This is a genomic window from Paenibacillus phocaeensis (assembly GCF_900021165.1).
GTDB lineage: Bacteria > Bacillota > Bacilli > Paenibacillales > Paenibacillaceae > Fontibacillus > Fontibacillus phocaensis.
The window spans coordinates 26447-45766 of the sequence record NZ_FCOQ01000028.1 but is presented as its reverse complement, the minus strand read 5'-3'; the positions used below and the strand labels follow the sequence as shown (position 1 = coordinate 45766).

Sequence of the window (19320 nt, the reverse complement as noted above, 5' to 3'; positions counted from 1 at the left end):
GGGATGAGCCCTTCCGTTCGGAAGTGAGGGGCCCACCCCTTCTTTTTTCATATTTTCCTTAGGGCAACGAGAGAAATCCGTCCTTAAAGATCTTCAGCAAATATTCCAGCGTGACCGGATCGCTGTACGTCGAGGCGGCGGTGTCGATCTCGATCACATGGCCGTTCTTCACGGCCGGGATATTCTTCCACGTATTGGATTGCAAAAATTCGTTGTGGGCTTCTTTGTTCTGGCTCAGAACGATATAGTCTCCGGCATACTCGGGTATGATCTCGTTCGATAACGTGTAGTAGCCGGGCCCCAAGGCATCCTTCTTCGCTTGTTCCGGCATGTTGAGCTCCATCATCTGATACAACAGCTCCGTACCGCGAGCCCAGTTGTTTCCGAATACGTAAAAGTTCTTCGCATCATATTCGAACACGGAGACAGTGGCGTCCTTGCCGATCTTGGCTTTGATCTCTTCGCCTACGGCTTTGGCGCGGGCTGTGAAATCCTCGACCCAGGCTTTGGCTTCCGCTTCCTTGTTCAATACCTTCCCGATCTCCACCTGCTGCGCCAAATAGTCCAGCTTACCCCAGGTATAAATGATCGTCGGTGCGATTTCGCTCAGCTTGTCGAGATTCTTCATATGCGAACCGGCAATGATGAGGTCGGGTTCCAGGGCGAAGATCTTCTCCGGATTCTCTTCGGACACGATAGCGACATCCTTTAATTTGTCGGTGAAGAGCGGGTTATCCATCGTCCAGGTGTCCACACCGACCAGCGATCCGCCCAAGGCCACGATGTTTGGAGCATTCGTCAGAGCCACGATTCGCTTCGGATTGGCAGGAATTTCAATCGGACCGTTCTCCGATTGATAGGTAACCGTACCGGAAGCCGTCTCGGTCACCGCCGAGTCGTTTCCGCTCGTCGCCTTTGCCGTTTCCTCTGCCGCGTTGTTTGCAGCCGCCGCGTTATTCTGAGAGGTTGCTGCAGGATCCTGCTGTGCGGCTTCATTGCCGCAGGCGCCGGTGAGGACGGCGAAAGCTAGAATAAGGGGAATAAACAACTTCTTCATACGGGATTCTCCTTGTCACCGAATTATATGATAATGATTCTCAGTATCACTAAGAATCACAATACGAATTTCCCCGCGGTTTGTCAATACTATTCCTTGAAAGTTCCCTCCAACAACTTCTTGAGCTTGGATTCGGTTGCCGTGCCTTCAATGGGGGTATAAATGCTGCAGCGCAGTTCAGCATCCCCTTGGACCTGAAGCGAGGTTAAGTTAAATAACATTTTGCCGGCTTTGGCATGGCGGAATTCAATCATCACTTCCGGAGCAGCACTGACTTCACTCTGAGTCCATAATTCCTGAAAATCCGGATAACGCTGCGACATCCTCTCGATAAACTGGGAATACCAGGGATCGGCAACGTATTGCCCGTAATAAGCGCGGAAGATGGCCAGGAACCCCTTTACGAAATGAGGCCAGTTGACGGCCAGGCTGCGCAGCTCTTTCTTGGCGAACGGGAGAGAGATCAGATTGCGCTCCTCTTCCGGAATTTGCTCGAAATCGACAAACACGTGAGCCGCAGCGGGATTCCACCCCACGATGTGGCAGTGGCGATCGGAGATAATCGTCGGACAATATTTCAGTTCCTGCAAAATTTTATGGAGGGAGGGGGTGATCACCGGCTCCTTCTCTTCCACCCAATCGGGATGGAACCCGCTGTCAGAGGCCAGATCAAACAGGTACTTGCGCTCATCGGCATTCAGTCGCAGCGCTGCGGCAATCGCATCCAGAACGGAAGGGGATACCTTAATATCCCGGCCTTGTTCCAGCCACGTATACCACGTCGTACTCACCCCGGCGAGCTGAGCGACTTCCTCGCGGCGCAGGCCGGGCGTGCGCCGGCGCGCGCCTGCTGGCAAGCCGACGGTGTGGGGATGCAGCTTGGCGCGCTGGGTTTTCAGAAATTCGGATAAGGCTTCCAATCTCGGTTCTGTACGCATCAGCCGATGTCCTCCTCTGGGTTATAGCAGTAGTGTATTATCAATTATACTAGGATAACTAAAAACTTGTAATAGGATACTTTAAGGCTACAATAGATAACAACGAGAAGACTTGCAGCTTGCAGGGCGTCATACGCCGCACACGCTGCGCTACAAGCGGTTGTGACAATTAAAGGAGGATGCTTATGGAACGGGTTGTCATCACCGGAATGGGGATTATCTCCCCGCTGGGCAATGATGTAGATACATTTTGGCAAGGGTTAATCGAGGGGCGGTCCGGGATTTCGCCGATTGACCGGTTTGACGTCACCGCGTTCGGCACCAAAATCGCGGGACAGGTTCGGGGGTTTGACGGCGAGGCGATTTTCGGGCGGAAGGAAGCCCGCAAAATGGATCTCTTCTGCCAATATGCGCTGTATGCTGCCGAGCAAGCGGTGCAGGATGCTGAACTGAACCCGGAACAAATCGATCGCGAGCGGTTTGGCGTGTATGTCGGTTCGGGCATCGGCGGGATCGAAACGCTGGCGGACAATGTGAGAGTGCTTGACGAGCGCGGTCCGAACCGGGTCAGCCCGAGTCTGGTGCCGATGATGATCTCGAACATGGCCGCCGCGCAAATCAGCATCCGCTTCGGCGCGTTAGGCGAGACGCTGTCGCCGGTTACCGCCTGCTCGATCGGCAATTCGTCGATCGGCGAAGCGTTCCGGCTGATCCGCAGCGGCGAAGCCGATGTGATGATTGCCGGAGGGACCGAGGCGGCGGTGCATCCGCTTGCGCTGGCGAGCTTCGGGAATGCGACGGCGCTGTCGAAGCGCAACGATGCCCCGGAGCAGGCCAGCCGGCCGTTTGATGCCGACCGCGACGGCTTCGTGATGGGCGAAGGCGCCGGGATCGTTGTGCTGGAGTCGCTGACGCACGCGCTGCGGCGGGGCGCCCGCATCCACGGCGAGGTGATCGGTTACGGCGCCAGCTCCGATGCGTACCACGTTGTCGCATCGCATCCGGAAGGCCTGGGCGCTTACCAGGCCATGAAGCGGGCGATCGCTGCGGCGGGTATTCTGCCGGAGCAGGTGGACGTGATCAGCGCCCATGCGACAAGCACTCAGGTTGGCGACCTCGGGGAGACAAAGGGGATCAAGAAAGCGTTTGGCGAACATGCCTACCGCATTCCGGTCACGGCCAACAAGTCGATGATTGGCCATATGTTTGGCGCAGCCGGCGGTGCGGAAGCGATCGCCCTGATTCAGTCGTTGAAAGAAGGCATCATTCCGCCAACGATCAACCTGATGAACCCCGACCCGGAATGTGATCTGGATTACGTGCCGCAGGAGGCGCGCCGGGCGGACCTCACCATCGGCTTGTCCAATTCGTTTGGATTCGGCGGTCATAATGCTGTAATCGTGCTTCGCAAATTTCAGGAGTAGACTTCATCGGCCGTCCCGTCTTTCGGGGCGGTTTATTTATTTCGCAGGGCCGGCAACTTTTCGAACTTCCGGCGCGTTTAGAAGGGGAAAGGACTTGAGCACGTGAACATATAGAGCAAACCGACAAAGCCGGCATCGTGCAAGAGTCTTGAAACCTGAAACAGTAGGGGGTCATACCTATGGGTACAAGGGGAAAAAAGCTGCTCGTCTGGGGCTTCATCGGAATGCTTCTGTTGGTGCTCAGCGGCTGCGGAAGCGCTAGCAATGACGTAGCTTCGGATTCGCTGGTCGAGAGCGGAGCCGCAGACCAGGCAACCAGCTCCGCCGTGAGCAAGACGGATGGAGGAGGTGCCGCAGAGCCGGAGGTCGCAGCGAATACGGCGGAAGCGCCTGCCGCACCGGATCTGAAAGCGGCTGGCGACAGCGGGAGCAGCGGTGCGGCGGTTAACTCCACGCCGGGATTTCAGCAAGCGGCCACGGACTCGGGCCTCAACAGCAAGCTCATCTACCGGGCGAACGTCGTAATGGAAGTGAAGGATTATGCCAAAGCGCAATCGGAGATTCGCAATCTGGTGATGCTGGCGGGCGGGTATATCGTCGAGTTCTCTGAGAACCAGTCGCAGCATGAGCAAGGCGGGAACTTTGTATTGAAAGTCCCTGCGTCCGGTTTCTCTTCCTTCCTGGATCGGCTGGAGGGGCTGAAGCCCGAATCGTTGCAGCGGAACATTCAGGGTCAAGACGTCTCGGAGGAGTACGTTGACTTGCAGTCCCGTTTAAAGGTCAAGCAGGCGATGGAAGCACGGTACTTAAAATTCGTCGAGAGCGCGACTCAAACCAAACAGCTGGTTGAATTCGTGAACGAGCTGGAGCGCATCCAAACGGAGATCGAGCAGATCAAAGGGAGAATGCGGTACATCGACAGCAATGTGTCCTTCTCAACGATCGAGATCCGCGTCTACCAGCCGGATGCGTCGAAGCTGACGGCGGCATCCGGCGGCGACACACCGCTGCTGGGACGGATGAAAAATGCTCTGAACGGCAGCATCGACGTCTTGTCCCTCTTCTTCCAGTGGCTGGTCGTGGTTGCCTCCGGAGCACTGCCGCTGCTCGTCATTGCTGCGATCATCGTCATCCCGATCTGGATCATGCGCCGGAAGAACCGGGAGGTGCGGGAGCGTCGAAGAGCGCAGCTTCAGGCAGGCCAGGCCGCGATGCCGGAGACGGGATCCTCGCCGACGAATCCGGTCGCGGAGGAGGAGACCAGAGGCGGATCGGAAGAAAATGAAGGAGAAAAGTGAATAAAAAAGCAAGCCCTAGGGGATGCAATGTCCTTAGGGCTTGTTTTTTTATAGATGGAAGAACCATTCCCCAAATTTAAACTAAACTTAAACGAAATGCATTTCGTTCTATGTTAAGATAAGCGAAACTACCCGAGATAGAAAGGTTTGACCTTTGATGTTAAAGAACTACCTATTTCCGATCACGTATGCCTTTGGCGCATTCCCATTTGCGGCGCTGCTGTTTACTCTGCCGTTTCTGGTCGTGCAATATCGGCGGCATGGCTATATTAACAAGGTGCGGGCGTTCGTGCTCTACTTGTTCCTCCTCTATTTGATGAACGCGTTGTTCCTGGTGATGCTGCCGTTGCCTGCCAGCCGGCATAACCTGCCGTTAAGCGACGGAGCGGTACAGCTGATCCCGTTTCATTTTATCCAGGATATTCTAAAGGAAACCGCGGTTATTCCAGGAGAGCCGTCGACCTATTGGCGGGTGCTTAAGGAACGGGCTTTTTTGCAGGTGATTTTCAACGTTGCATTAACTGTGCCGTTTGGGATGCTGATTCGGTATTACTTTCGATCAGGTCCGATGGTGAGCTTGCTCCTGTCGTTTCTGCTGTCCTTGTGGATTGAAGTGACCCAATTGACCGGGATCTACGGAATCTACGATCACCCTTACCGCGTCTTCGACGTCGATGATCTTATGACCAATACGCTCGGAGGGATGGCCGGCTTCCTGTTGGCCGTGTGGTTGTCCAGGTATCTGCCGCGAATTGAACAGCTGGACCGGGGAGTGGATCTGGCAACCAAACGGGTGACGTATACCCGCCGAGGACTGGCGTTGTTATTTGACACTATCCTCTGGGGCGCCCTGATGACCGTGATCCACCGTCTAGGTATTGAGGAAGCTTACTTCGTGTCTACAGGGGTGTATTTCATGTTCATTCCGTATCTGACTGGCGGAAAGACGCCCGGGAAATGGCTGGTGCGGATTCAACTGGTCGGGCTCCCTGCGGAGGATCGCGAACGGAAGCCAAGCGGCGAGCTGGCGGGTGTTGTTCATCGGTTTTTGTCTGCCAGAGGCGAGAGGCAAACCGTGGCGCTGCTTCCTTTGATCGTCCGCTACGGGCTGCTTTATTGGGGGGTGATTGGCCTCAACCGCCTGCTGATTTTCCCGACAGTCGATAGGCCGGCTTTGCTTCGAGTGTTGCTTGCCTTGATCGTTCTGGCTGTGAACCTGAGCTTCTTCATTCATGTCGCCAAATGCTTCTTCCGGAAAGAGCCGCTGCTGTTCTACGAAAAGATCAGTCGAACCGGGCACACCATCATGGTGAAGGAGCGTACTGGTGAGCGAAAGGTACGTATACGACACGAATAAATAAGCGGAGCATGCGAGCTATGGTATGCTTCGGGGCTACAAACATATGAACGATAAAAGCCGTTCCGACTCCGGGACGGCTTTTCGTTTCCCGCTTCCTTCCAGGGTTTGTGATGAACTCCCTGGCATTGGCCACCCCCCAGGGGTGAATCCAGGGTTCGGGATTTTGTCGGTGATAAAAATCATAATTTCATTGAAGAAAATTGATGTTTTATTGTCGATTGTCGAGGTTTTGTTAAGATCGCTGAAATATGATGGGAATGTTGCCCACCACAACGTTTCGAGAAGGAGGTAGGGAGAAGCGTCGTCTGAACACATCGATATCAATAGAAAAAAGGAGGCAAATACACGACTTATGAAACGCAAATTCATGGCCGTTCTGATGGCCGCCGTTCTCGTGTTCCAAGGGATTTTCGGAGCGGGAGCGAATCTGGTCAGCGCGGATGCGGAGGGGACTCCAAGCGATCCCGCCGCCGTTGTCGCCGCGGATACCGTCACTGATGCGGTCTATGAGGATGATGCTGTTGGCTTTAACGCTGCCGCGGTCCAGGATGAGATTACGGACAATCTTCTTACCCATGTGGAAATACGCAATCAAAAACCTGAATATGATCCGGTTACCGGGGAGTTAGTGATCAAGGGGGAGCTTATTCAGGATGTTCGTCCATCGGTGAAGGATGAAGTGGCCGTGATCTACAGCTGGGCGTTCCCGAGCGAAACCCATAGTTATGGTGACGGATCCACCTTTACTTTTCAACTGCCTGAACAATTGAAAGTTGGGCAGCGAATCCCAGGCCAGTTGGATGGCGATGTGGGCGAATATGTGGTCGAACCTGGCGGACAAGTTACTTTTACGTTTAATGACAGCCTCGTTGGGCAAAAGCTGGAAGGTTATTTTTACGTGTGGGTCCGCTTTGACGAAACCAAGTTTGGGGATGGCCTAAAACAGCAGATTGACTTTAGTTCCAATGGGTTGGGGAACATCGATGTTCATTTTGCGAATACGGCCGAGGATAAGCTGAAAAAATCGGGGATCGCGAACCGAAACAACTTTAACTCGGACGAGATCGAGTGGACGGTAGACTTTAACCAAGGGGAAAAGGAAATCCAGAATGCTGTACTCGACGATACCTTGCCGGATGGAACGAAGCTCAAAGGCGAGATTGAAATCCGCAAACTGCAGGTACAGCTTGACGGATCGGTCGAGGTTGAAGGGGGAGCTGCAGAGCGTACGGAAACGGCGTTTCCGATTTCGCTGGGCGACATTAACGAAGCCTACCGGGTGACGTACAAGACGAGTGTAGAGGCGCCGACAACAGGGTCTTTTACCAATCGACCTTATAGCAACAAGGCCGTGCTTACCGGCGACAACATCGAAGATGACCAAGCAGCAGGAACGGTGAGAATCAGCTTTAACGAGCCGCTTAAGAAGGTAAACCAAGCTTACGATCCGGTGACCCAGCGCATTACTTGGAAAATCGAGTACAACTATAACCAGCAAACGCTGGAGCCGTTTAATCCGGCCGATCCCAACGAACCGAATGTCGCGTGGCTCAAGGATCAGTTTGATACCACAAAGCAGCAGTTGGTCGATGCTTCCTTCGAAGTGTATGAAGTGCAGCTGAATGACAGCGGGAAGGTCGTAAATCGTACGAAACTTACCGATCCGTCGGCGTATACCGTCACCAAGACGGGAGATGGCTTTACGTTCCTCTTCAATCAGACCATCAACGCAGCTTATGATATTGAATATCGGACGGAATCGATTAAACGCGTTTATGCGAACGACCGGATTACCAATGCGGTTGAGCTCAAGAATGGCATGATAAAATCGGCCGGACAGGACATTCGTGAAAATATTTTTGCGAAAAGCGTACACAAAGAGGATTTCAACAAGAAGGAAATCGAGTGGAGTCTGGTTCTCAATTCCGACCTGAAGGACATGTCGGATATCGTCATTACGGAGAACTATGCAGGTAGATTTATGAAGCTGGTCCCTGGCAGTTTGCAAATCACCGGCGTTCATAAGGACGATTTCGAACTGGTAGCCAACGCGGATGATCTAGATTTTAAAAAAGGTTTCGTGCTCAAATTGAAGTCGGGCATCACGATTAACTCGCAGCATGTGTTCACATTCACCACGACCTTTGATCCGACAAAGGGAATGCCTCCGGAAAACCGTTACCTCAATGAGGCTGTGCTTGACTGGGTAGATGCTGAGGGGACACACTCCCTGACCAAGTCGGCCTATGTTGAGGCCCAAAGCTATACGATTGAAAACGGCAATAAAGTCGGCAATTACAGCGCAAAGGATAAGGCGATCACCTGGACGATCGAAATGAATTACAATTTATTCGACATCCAGGATGCCATTCTTCGGGATGCTTACACCGGGAACCAGTTCTTCATCGAGAATTCACTACAGGTGAACAAGCTGGTGTTGGACAGCGAAAATAACGTAGTCCTTCCCGGTGACGAAATCAAGCCTAAAAGCCCGGACAATCCGAATGGTTTTGACTTCCAGCTAAATCCGGATGGCAAGAGCTTTACGCTCAATCTTGGCAATATCGGAAAAACAGCTTACCGGGTTGTGTACAAAACCAGTCTTGATGGTGAGTTCCCGATTGACGGCACATATTCCAACCATGCGACATTGCACGACGGCGGTGAATTACGGTTTAAGAAAGAAGCCGAAGTCAAACCGTCACACGGCGGGAAGTATATCAACAAAACCGGGAGACAGCAAGGGACAACCGATATCGCGGCCTGGACGGTGAGTATCAACCCGAGCCAATCGTATATCCCGGCAGGCTCCGAGTTGACGGATACGCTGTCGGACAATCAAATTTTATTGCCCGATACGTTGAAGTTGTACAAAACGGATTTGCCTGCGGATAATTTAGGGAACGTTTCGACCAAAGCCGGGTTAGTCGATCCCGATGATTACGAATTGGCCGTGAACGGGAATACCTTTACGTTCACCTTCAAAAAAGCGTTGACTACCGCGTTTATTCTGGAATACCAATCGTATATCAACGCGGACAATGGCGACCGGATTACCAATAAGGCCGAATTTGCCGGTCAAGACTCTTCCGTGAAGGGGGGAGACGGGCAAGAAGGCGTGAAGGTGTCGTTAGCCGGTGCCGGCGGCGGCGCATCGGGAGGACGGGCGCCGATCCAAATCGTGAAGGTAGACGATCGGGGGCGGCCGCTGGAAGGGGCAGTATTTGAAATTTACAACGCTTCCGGGACCGTACTGCTGGAAACCTTGCCGGCTACGAACGCTTCGGGCGAAACGACAAGCCTGAAGGAGTACCGGTTTAACAGCACGGACGGACTTCCGTATCGAATCAAGGAAGTGTCGGCACCAGCGGGTTATTTGGTGGATCCCGAATACGGCGCTGGGACGGGGAAATCTGTCTCTTTCAAAAACGACGGACCCTTTACCATCGAAAACAAAAAAATTCGGCAGGGATTCCAGTTTACGAAGGTGGATTCCGCCGATCCGTCCAAGAAACTAAAGGGCGCGGTTTTCGATTTATACGTTAAGAACGGGGCAGACCGAGAGTTCATCGAGACGTTGACGTCAGGTGAAGACGGCACGATCGCCAAGGGAGATCTGACGCCGGGAGATTATGAACTGGTTGAGACGAAAGCTCCCGATTATTACCTGCTGAATACGCAGCCCGTTGCTTTCACGATCATCGCGAACCAAACCGAGATTGTCACTCGCGATGTACCCAATGAGCAAGGGACTGGCGGAAAATTGGTGATTACGAAGGTCAATGCCAAGGATCAAACCGTTCTGAGCGGCGTTGAATTTGAATTGCGCAACAGCGCAAATGCGGTGGTCGGCAAGGAAACCACCGATCTGTACGGCGTAATTGAATTCGATAACTTGCCGTACGGTCTCTACACTTTAGTGGAGACGAAAGCGGACGGCTTTGTCATCGAACAACCGGAGACGGAAGTTCCCATCAAGGAACCGGTTACCGCTCTGACGATTGAGAATAAACCTATTGACCGATCGGTGAAGCTGATCAAAATGAATGCCGCCAAAACGCAACGGCTTCAAGGCGCGGTTTTTGAGCTGCAAGCTCAAAGCGTATTCTTCGATCCACAGGGGAATTATGAGTTCAGAACCGTAGACTCCATAGACCCCTCCAAGCTTATCACGGATCAGAACGGCGAACTGTACCTGGATCAGCTGGAGCCTAACAAGTACCGGCTGGTGGAATTGACGGCGCCTGCAGGTTACGTCGTGGACAAGACGCCAATCGAGTTCGAGATTATGGAGTTTCAAACGGAACCGTTGGTGCTTGAAAAAACGAACAACCCCATCATCACCCCTAGTCAACCTGGGAGTGGAGGCGGTTCGGACAGCCCAGGCAGCCCGGACAATCCGGTGAATCCAGCTAACCCGGTGAATCCGGAGACCCCAGGGAACCCGGATCCGGAGCAGCCGGATGATCCTGTCGTCGAAGTCCCAGGGGACATATCCCCTTCCGATGGCGCAAGCGACGGGACACCACAAACGGATCCTAAGGGCCAACCCGGGGACACTGCCCAAGAGGATGACGGTAATCCGTCCGGCGGCCCACGCGGGATTCAGCCCTCGGGTGGCTCCGACGGGAAGCCGGGGATCCACGTCTTGCCCAAAACCGGGGAAAGCAGCCTTCTCCCTTGGCAGTTGACAGGGCTTGCGTTCCTCCTGGCGGGTTTATGGTTAAGAAAGAAAAACAAGCCTCAAAATCAATAATTTAGGAACGGGCATTTCCAGATTCCGGAGAACGGAGTCCGGGAATGCCCGTTTTTATGCGATTGTTCAGAAATTGTTCAGAAAGGCAAAGTACAATCGGTTAATAGATTGATCAAATGCATAACTCGCCATCGACCCTACCGTGGATTGGGGATGGAGCATTTTTAGTTCGAGGCGTTGCCTAGAGAAGGGGAAGACACCGTGCGAAAGAAATTATCGTTTCTGTTCATTGTGCTGGGGATTGCTATTTTGGTAACCCCGGTGATGTTGGAATGGAAGGCCAACCGGGAGCAGGATCGGTTGCTGGCGCTTGCGGAGCGAACGCAAAGCCAGGACCGTCCCGCGGAAAACTCCGATTTGGTCGACGGCTTCCAGCGGGTGTCGAGCCTGCTGGAGGAGGGGGCGAACGAAGAGGATCAAGCGGAGGAGCTGCAGCCGCTTCAACCGGACGCGGATGGGAATATCCCTATAGCTCTGATCGAAATTCCGTCTATTGACGTAAAGCTTCCCGTCTTAGAGGGGGCGACGAAAGCGAACATGAAGCATGCGGCGGTGCATCTCACCGAGACGGCCTCGCTTGGCGAGCCGGGAAATGCGGCGATTGCGGCCCACCGCGCCCGTACGAAGGGACGCTTGTTCCATAGCCTGAACGAGGTGAAGCTTGGCGATTCGATCGAGATCTCAACCGATACCCAACGTTTGGTTTACGAAGTCTATGAGATTTTGATTGTTGAGCCGACTGAGGTCTCCGTGCTGGAGCCGAAAGGCGATGATGCCATATTAACCTTAATCACTTGCGACCCGCTGAAGAATCCTACGCATCGCCTGATCCTTCACGCCAAACTGCTTCCGGAGCAAGCGAACAAATCACAAAAGTCCATGTAGAAGATCACTTTATTCTCGTTACTCCTCCTGGGCATGATAGTAGAATGGAGAAAGAGGAATGCCAATCAGTTCTGATGAGAACCTACCAGGAGGATCGCGAAATGCCTATCTATTTCGATGAAGCGAAAGGCCTTTTTCATTTGCAATCCCGCAATACAAGTTACTTGATTCAGTTGGTGCACGGCTATCCCGCTCATGCGTATTTTGGCGCCAAACTGCGGCACGGCAGTAACCTCGAAGGCTTGCTGACCTTCCAGGAGCGCGCCTCGTTTAGTCCGAATCCGATCCCGGAGGACAAGTCGATATCGCTGGACTCCCTTCCGCAGGAATATCCGCAATACGGGACAAGCGACTTCCGCAACCCGGCTTATCAGGTGCGTCTTGCGAACGGAACCCGTGCGACCGAATTAACGTACCGGACGCATCGGATCGTACCGGGTAAGCCGGCGCTTGAAGGGTTGCCAGCCGTATATGTGGAGCAGGACCACGAAGCGGACACCCTGGAGTTGGAGCTGGAAGATCGCGTTGCCGGTCTGTCCGTTGTGTTAAGCTACACGGTGTTTGCTGATTTTGATGCCATTGCCAGATCGGCTCGGCTCAGCAACGAGGGCAGCGAGCCGATCCAACTGGAGCGGGCACTCAGCGCCTCGGTGGATTTCTCCGATGCTTCCTATGATGCGCTGTATCTGTCCGGTGCCTGGGCGCGCGAACGCCATGTGCAGCGCAGAAGGCTGGCACCGGGCGTGACCGGGATCAGCAGCCGCCGCGGTTCCAGCTCCCACCAGCAGAACCCGTTCCTGGCGTTGCTGCGGCCGGATGCGACGGAGCAGCAAGGCGAGGTTTACGGCTTCAGTCTGGTCTACAGCGGTAACTTCACGGCCGAAGCCGAGGTCGAGCAGTTCGGCACAACCCGTGTCTCTATCGGGATCAACCCGTTTGATTTTACCTGGAAACTGACACCCGGCGAGAGCTTCCAAACGCCGGAGGCGGTGCTGGTGTATTCCGCCGAAGGGATTGGAGGCATGTCCCGCACTTACCACCGGTTGTATCGGACCCGGCTCTGCCGCGGCCAATTCCGCGATCAGGAACGACCGATTCTCGTCAATAACTGGGAAGCGACGTATTTCGATTTCAACGCCGAGAAGATCGAGGCGATTGCGAAAGCGGGCAGCGAGCTGGGCATGGAGCTGTTCGTTCTTGACGACGGCTGGTTTGGCCGGCGCGACCGCGATAACAGCTCGCTTGGCGACTGGTTCGAAGACCGCCGCAAACTGCCCGGCGGGTTGGCGGACCTGGCCCATCGCGTGAAGGATACCGGGCTGCAGTTCGGCCTTTGGTTCGAGCCGGAGATGGTGTCGCCGGACAGCGACCTGTACCGAGCGCACCCCGACTGGTGCCTGCATGTCCCGGGGCGGCGGCGCACGGAGGCCCGAGAGCAACTGGTGCTGGATATGTCCCGCAGCGATGTCCGTCAGTACTTGTACGAACGCCTCAGCAACATTTTCTCGACGGTGCCGTTGACATACGTGAAATGGGATATGAACCGCAATATGACGGAGATCGGTTCGGCAGTCCGCCCTGCGGAGCGTCAAGGGGAAGTGGCTCACCGTTACATGCTGGGGCTGTATGAGCTCTTGGAACGATTGACGAGCGAATTTCCGCATATCTTATTTGAAAGCTGCTCCGGGGGCGGCGGTCGGTTTGATCCGGGAATGCTGTTTTACATGCCGCAGACGTGGACGAGCGACGATACGGATGCAGTGGAGCGTTTGAAGATTCAATACGGCACGAGCCTCGTTTATCCGGTGTCGACAATGGGGGCGCATATTTCCGCCGTGCCCAATCATCAAGTGGAGCGGACGACCCCGCTGACCTTCCGGGGGGATGTGGCGATGTCCGGCAATTTCGGCTACGAATTGGATCTTACCCGATTTACGGATGAGGAGAAGGAGATCGCCAAGCACCAGATTGCAGTGTACAAAGAGATTCGCGGCTTAGTCCAGCAAGGTGATCTGTACCGTCTGCAAAGCCCGTTCGAAGGCAATGAAACGGCGTGGATGTTCGTTAGTTCGGATCAGAACGAAGCGTTGCTGTTCTATTTCCGCGTGCTGGCGGAACCCAACGGTCCGCTGCGTTGCGTGAAGCTGCAAGGATTGGACCCGGCCAAGGATTATGAAGTGGAAGGGAACGGCGAAGTGTACGGCGGCGACCGTTTGATGAGCGCCGGTTTGTCCATGGCTGCGGTGCGCGGCGACTTCAGCAGCAGGATGGTCCGGCTGCAGGCGAAGCTGTAAATAGAAAGAAAGACCTGAGGGAGATTGGCTCCTTCAGGTCTATTTTTGCTTAGGATGAGGTTCAAGCCTTGCGCTGCTTATGCTTCATCGCGGCAGCCGGGGAACATGCCGGTGGTGACGGCGATGCGGTTCCAGCAGTTAATCACGTTGATCGCAAAGATGAGATCCATCATTTCTTTCTCGCTGAAAAAGCTGCGAACCCGGTCGTACACCGCCTGCGGCACGCCGCCGTCTGCGATTCGGGTTACGGCTTCGGTCAACTCCAGCACCGCTTTCTCCTGTTCGGTGTAGCATGGCGCTTCCCGCCAAACGCTGACCAGGGCGATTCGCTGCTCGCTTTCCCCAAGCTGCCGCATTGCTTCCGTGTGCATATCCAGACAGTAGGCGCAGCCGTTAATCAGCGAGGCGCGTACCTTGATCAACTCGTACAATACCCGGTCGAGCCCGCTATCCGTGACCTGCCGCTCCAAGCGGCTCATGGCCTGATAAATGTTGGGGTTGGCTTGATAATGATCCATTCTGACTTTCATCTTGAATCCCTCCATGGTTTGATGATTGTGCTTACGCAGGTAAGACAAGGGGAGGGAACGATTTGTGACAACTAAACCGACGGGGCTCTACCAATTTTATCGGGATTGCTGATCAAATAGAATCGGCGGATCCGCCCTTGCGCGTCCCCTTCGAACAGAAGCACATGAATAACCTGTCCATCGCGGTAGTGCACCAATCCGATTTCTCCGTTCATCCGTGTCGGAACCAGTTCCCCCTCAAGCGAGCCTTTGGCTCGGATCCCTTGCCAGAAAGCAATGACGCGCTCCTTGGACAGGATGGGATTGATCGCTGCCCTGACTTTGCCTCCGCCATCGGTGATTAGCACCGCATCCTCCCGAATGACTTCCAGCAGAGGACCAAAATTCCCGGTCTTTGCGGCCCTCAAAAATTCCGTAGTCCATTTCGCCACCGTTTTTTCGTCTGCGGGGGACACTTCCTGCTCCGATTTCACCTTCTGCCGAGCCCGGCTCAGCAGCTTGCGGCAGGCGACAGGACTTTTTCCCAAGAGGTCAGCGATTTCCTCATACTCCATGGCAAACGATTCCCGCAGAACAAATACGGTTCTCTCGTCGGGGGTCAAGCGCTCCAGCAGGACCATAAATGCGTAAGAGATTTGCTCTTCCCGCAACAGGCGGTCGAGCTGGGTTTCCGGGAGCGGCTCGAAGACCGGCTCCGGTAACCACGGACCGGTGTACAACTCACGGGACAATCGGGGTGACTTCAGCGCATTCAGGCTGCGGTTCACAACGGCGCGCATTAAATAAGACTTCGGTTGGCGTATGCTGTCTGCTTGTACGTGCTGCTGCAGCTCGGCGAACACTTCCTGCACGATATCCTCCGCTTCCGACCATGAGCCGGTGATCCGGTAGGAGAGGGCGGTCATCGAATGACGATAGTCTTGATAAAACTGGGCCACGCGGGCAGACGTTGACATGATTGCCAGCCCTCCTTTCATTGTAGATTCGCTATCTATATCTTATCTAAAAAGCGAAAAAAGCCCAGCCCTTTTTAGATGAAGGGCCGGGCTTGGGTGCCAACAGATTAAAATTTGAAAATATGTATCGTTTTCTGCAGCTGGAACACCGCATTTTTCATCGCTTCCGCTTCTTCGGCCATTGCCCGGATCGAAGTAATCTGCTCGTTCATGGATGCCGATACCTGCTCCGTGCCTGCCGCGGATTCCTCGGTGATGGCGGAGATATTCTGAATCGCAGAGGAGATGTTCTGCGCGCTTTCCAGCATCGCCTCGCTTTCTCTGGAGAAGGCGGCGATCTCTTCGCTGATATACTGTACGCTCTGAACGATTTCCTGGAAGATTTGCTCCGCCTCGCGGATCATTTCGCTTTGCTGCCGGACGACCTCTTCATTAATCTTAATGTTTTGTCCCGCTTGCTTCACATCCAGTTCGATGCTGCGAACCAGATTGAATACCTCCTTGGTGGATGCGGTGGATTCTTCCGCCAGCTTGCGCACCTCATGGGCGACTACGGCAAAGCCGGCTCCATGCTCGCCAGCGCGGGCGGCTTCAATGGAGGCGTTCAGGGACAGCAGGTTGGTCTGTTCGGCAATTTCCGAGATGGTTGCCGTGATTTTGGTGATGCCTTGCGCGTTCTTGGCCAACGCCTCGATGGATTCGGCGACCTTCCCGGTCGCTTCGATGTTCTTGCGCATGCCGCTGGCTTGTCGGGAGACAGATTCGCGTCCGCGTTCCACCAGCTGTATCATTTCGTCGGAACGTTGATTCATTTCACGGGTGGCATCGGTATAATTGCTGACCTTCTGCTCGATCTCGCCGATCGCATCCTTCATGCCGCCGACATCTTCGGAGATGGCGTTGGCACCAAGAGCCAGCTCATTGGAGGAGTGAGTGACTTGGGTCATGACTTCGATCAGCTCTTGGTTGCGGTCGGAGATACTCCGGCTGGAATCCATTACTTTGCGGGTGATATCCGAGGTTTCCTGCAAAATTTTACGCAGCTTGTCCACCATGCTGTTGAAGGAATGGCTCAGATCATCCATGCCCCCGGACTCGGAAATTCGACTGGTAAAGTCGCCTTTGGCAATCTTGGCGGAAGCGCTGGTGATATCGTCGAAGGATCCCGTAAGCGCTTTCTGGAGGAAACGCGAAAGCGGGAAAGTAAGCGCTGCCAACACGACGATCAGCAGGAGACCGATGATGAGATGTCCCAACAGAATGTAGACGAGCAGTGAAGGGACGGCAAAGAGCGCAGCTACGAGATAACACGCAGCGGAGATCTTTCCGGATAAGGGAAGTCGGTTGAACCATGTCATGGGATTCATGTCCTCCTTAAGTAATAGGTGAATTCTACCATATTATATCATCATGGGCGCTAAGGGTATAGGACGAAATATTCCGAGAAATCCTAACTGAAAGTTAAGAAACTTCCGATTTTACCGAACCTTGGTCCTAGCGATTTTGGTATTGACAACCAGCTTGAACCCTTGTTAAATATAATAATGAATTATTTCGTGTACGAAATATTAAAGGATAGAACTAAATCCAAAGGATGAGAGCCGCTTGGACCAGAAGCAGCGCATGCATGAGATCGTGGAGTCCTTCCGCGAGGTGAAGAGGGCGTATTACCAACTGTTATCCAAACAAGCCGAGCCCTTCGGCATTACCGGCATCCAGTTTATGACCCTGAAGCGAATTCAAGACAACCCGCAGATCGGGGTCACCGAGCTTGCCGATCAGATGCGGATGGGGAACAGCACGGTCAGCGGCGTGATTGATCGTCTGGTGAAAGCGGGGTTGGTGATTCGCGGGCGTTTGGACAACGACCGGAGGTCCGTTGCCTTGCAAATCACTGATAAGGGGCTGGAGGTATATCGGAAGACCGACCTCGAATATACCAAAGCCATTGCAAACGTCCTCGAAACAGCCGAGAAAGATATCGACCACATGCTGCAAACCCACCGTAAAATTATGGCGTCTTTAGAGAAAGTGAGAGAAGAAACCTATGAACCATGAAACTGCTGTACCGGCCCTGAATTTCAAAAGATGGCCGATTGTTATGGCGCTCTTGATCGGAGCGTTTGTGTCGATTCTGAACCAAACCTTGATGAACGTTGCTCTTCCGCAAATGATGGATGACCTGGGCGTTGGAGCGACCACGATCCAGTGGTTGTCCACCGGATTTATGCTGGTGAACGGCGTTCTGATTCCAATCAGTGCTTTTTTGATGGAGCGGTTCACCACGCGGATGCTGTTTATTTCCGCGATGATCTTGTTCTCGGCCGGCACGTTGATATGCGGCATCGGGTCGAGCTTCGAGATGGTGCTCGTCGGACGGCTGGTTCAGGCTGCCGGAGCCGGCGTGCTGATGCCGCTCATGACGGTCGTCTTCTTGACGATCTTTCCGATTGAGAAGCGCGGCCAGGCGATGGGGATGATGGGGATCGCCATGATCTTCGCCCCTGCGGTCGGCCCGACGCTTTCCGGCTGGATCATTGAGCATCACCCCTGGAACGTCTTGTTCTGGATTATCTTGCCGTTTGCGCTTCTCTCCATCTTACTGGGCTTTATCTTCATGAAAAATGTAACCCGGGTTGGACGACCGAAGCTGGACGTTCTGTCGATCATTTTGTCGACGATCGGGTTCGGCGGTGTCCTGTACGGGTTCAGCGAAGCCGGCAGCACCAGTTGGGGCGAGACGGAAGTGGTCGTCAGCCTGATTGTTGGCGTCGTCGCTCTGGGCATTTTCCTGTGGCGGCAATTGAGATCGGATAAACCGCTTCTTGAATTCCGCGTGTTTAAATACGACATGTTCTCCTTGACGACCATTATCAACGTGGTGGTTACGATGGCCATGTACGCGGCGATGATCCTCCTGCCGATCTACTTGCAGAAGATCCGGGGCTTTTCGCCGCTGGAATCCGGCCTCCTGCTGATGCCGGGAGCGATTCTGATGGGGATCATGTCGCCGATAACCGGGATGATCTTCGACCGGATCGGGGCTCGCTGGCTGGCGGTCATCGGGCTGGCGATCACGACGGTGACGACGTGGGAGTTCAGCAACCTGACCGACAGCACGACCTATACGCATCTCATATTGATGTATACAGCCCGGATGTTCGGGATGTCCATGCTGATGATGCCGATTCAGACAGCCGGCCTCAATCAGTTGCCGGCGCGGCTGAACGCGCACGGCACCGCGATGTCCAATACGCTCCGGACGATCGCCGGGGCGCTGGGCACAGCGCTGCTGGTGACGATCATGTCCTCGCGGGCGAAGGATAAGGCGACTGAGATGATCCTCGCGGCCGGCATCAATCCGCAGGACCAAGCAAACGCCCAACAAGTAGCCTTGATCACCCGGGATGCAACGATCAACGGGATCGACTTTGCCTTCGTCGTGGCAACGGGAATTACGCTGGTCGCCTTCGTCTTGGCGTTCTTTATCCGCAAAGTGCAGATAAATAAAGAAGGGCAGGACTCCAACAGTGAACAGAACGGAATGAAGCCCGCCAAGGCTTAAATTCCTGTATACAACCGAAAAGGTACAACGGCTCAAGGATTTCTGAGCGGTTGTACCTTTTTTTGTGTCGGAAAAGTTGTAAAATCAGCAACATTTCAATCTGCATATGGGGGGCTATGGCTGAAATGATGCACAAACTACAACAATATCACCTCTGGTTGCCCAAATGCTCCAGAAATGTTGTAGGAATTACAACAATCTGAGGTTTATAGGCAAAGATGGGTCTAAAAAGATGCACAAAATACAACATTCTCTAT

Annotated in this window: 13 protein-coding genes; 8 read left to right on the top strand and 5 right to left on the bottom strand. The window is 54.0% G+C overall.

Annotated features, from left to right (window positions below; translation table 11 throughout):
• Positions 1 to 58: 58 nt before the first annotated feature.
• Positions 59 to 1057 carry an iron-hydroxamate ABC transporter substrate-binding protein gene (locus BN3795_RS18270; RefSeq protein ID WP_068786130.1) on the bottom strand — a complete coding sequence of 333 codons (999 nt, stop codon included), beginning with the start codon at positions 1055 to 1057 and terminating at the stop codon, positions 59 to 61.
• 89 nt (positions 1058 to 1146) lie between these two features.
• Positions 1147 to 1995, bottom strand: coding sequence for a helix-turn-helix transcriptional regulator (locus tag BN3795_RS18265; protein ID WP_068786129.1), 849 nt, complete (start codon positions 1993 to 1995; stop codon positions 1147 to 1149).
• Between the two features lie 185 nt (positions 1996 to 2180).
• Between BN3795_RS18265 and fabF the strand changes: the two genes are divergently transcribed.
• From fabF to BN3795_RS18235, 6 genes are all read left to right on the top strand, one after another.
• The gene (gene fabF, locus BN3795_RS18260) at positions 2181 to 3419 is read left to right on the top strand and encodes a beta-ketoacyl-ACP synthase II (RefSeq protein ID WP_068786128.1); all 1239 of its coding nucleotides are present in this window, start codon (positions 2181 to 2183) and stop codon (positions 3417 to 3419) included.
• Between the two features lie 179 nt (positions 3420 to 3598).
• Positions 3599 to 4717 (top strand): DUF4349 domain-containing protein, encoded by a 1119-nt coding sequence (locus tag BN3795_RS18255; RefSeq protein ID WP_068786127.1) that lies wholly within the window; start codon positions 3599 to 3601, stop codon positions 4715 to 4717.
• Between the two features lie 157 nt (positions 4718 to 4874).
• Positions 4875 to 6074 carry a VanZ family protein gene (locus tag BN3795_RS18250; protein WP_068786126.1) on the top strand — a complete coding sequence of 400 codons (1200 nt, stop codon included), beginning with the start codon at positions 4875 to 4877 and terminating at the stop codon, positions 6072 to 6074.
• A 355-nt stretch (positions 6075 to 6429) separates the two neighbouring features.
• On the top strand, positions 6430 to 10833 hold the full coding sequence (locus tag BN3795_RS18245; protein ID WP_068786125.1) for a SpaA isopeptide-forming pilin-related protein: 4404 nt from the start codon (positions 6430 to 6432) through the stop codon (positions 10831 to 10833).
• A 201-nt stretch (positions 10834 to 11034) separates the two neighbouring features.
• Positions 11035 to 11718: a class D sortase gene (locus tag BN3795_RS18240; RefSeq protein ID WP_232729971.1), complete on the top strand. Its 684-nt coding sequence runs from the start codon at positions 11035 to 11037 to the stop codon at positions 11716 to 11718.
• 101 nt (positions 11719 to 11819) lie between these two features.
• A complete protein-coding gene (locus tag BN3795_RS18235; RefSeq protein ID WP_068786124.1) occupies positions 11820 to 14012 on the top strand; it encodes an alpha-galactosidase in 2193 nt (730 codons plus the stop codon).
• Between the two features lie 77 nt (positions 14013 to 14089).
• On the opposite strand, the gene BN3795_RS18230 is transcribed toward BN3795_RS18235, so the two are convergent.
• The 3 genes from BN3795_RS18230 to BN3795_RS18220 all read right to left on the bottom strand — a co-directional run bounded on the left by BN3795_RS18230 (position 14090) and on the right by BN3795_RS18220 (position 16856).
• Positions 14090 to 14542, bottom strand: a complete 453-nt coding sequence (locus BN3795_RS18230; protein ID WP_068786123.1) for a carboxymuconolactone decarboxylase family protein — start codon at positions 14540 to 14542, stop codon at positions 14090 to 14092.
• Between the two features lie 71 nt (positions 14543 to 14613).
• Positions 14614 to 15498, bottom strand: a complete 885-nt coding sequence (gene sigJ / locus BN3795_RS18225) for an RNA polymerase sigma factor SigJ (RefSeq protein ID WP_068786122.1) — start codon at positions 15496 to 15498, stop codon at positions 14614 to 14616.
• Positions 15499 to 15605: 107 nt separating this feature from the next.
• Positions 15606 to 16856: a methyl-accepting chemotaxis protein gene (locus tag BN3795_RS18220; RefSeq protein WP_068786121.1), complete on the bottom strand. Its 1251-nt coding sequence runs from the start codon at positions 16854 to 16856 to the stop codon at positions 15606 to 15608.
• A 247-nt stretch (positions 16857 to 17103) separates the two neighbouring features.
• Here BN3795_RS18220 and BN3795_RS18215 point away from each other — a divergent pair, with 247 nt between their 5' ends.
• Both BN3795_RS18215 and BN3795_RS18210 read left to right on the top strand, forming a co-directional pair.
• Positions 17104 to 17556: a MarR family winged helix-turn-helix transcriptional regulator gene (locus tag BN3795_RS18215; protein ID WP_232729970.1), complete on the top strand. Its 453-nt coding sequence runs from the start codon at positions 17104 to 17106 to the stop codon at positions 17554 to 17556.
• Positions 17546 to 19063, top strand: coding sequence for a DHA2 family efflux MFS transporter permease subunit (locus BN3795_RS18210; RefSeq protein ID WP_068786120.1), 1518 nt, complete (start codon positions 17546 to 17548; stop codon positions 19061 to 19063). The genes BN3795_RS18215 and BN3795_RS18210 overlap by 11 nt, the downstream gene beginning before the upstream one ends.
• Positions 19064 to 19320 lie beyond the last annotated feature (257 nt).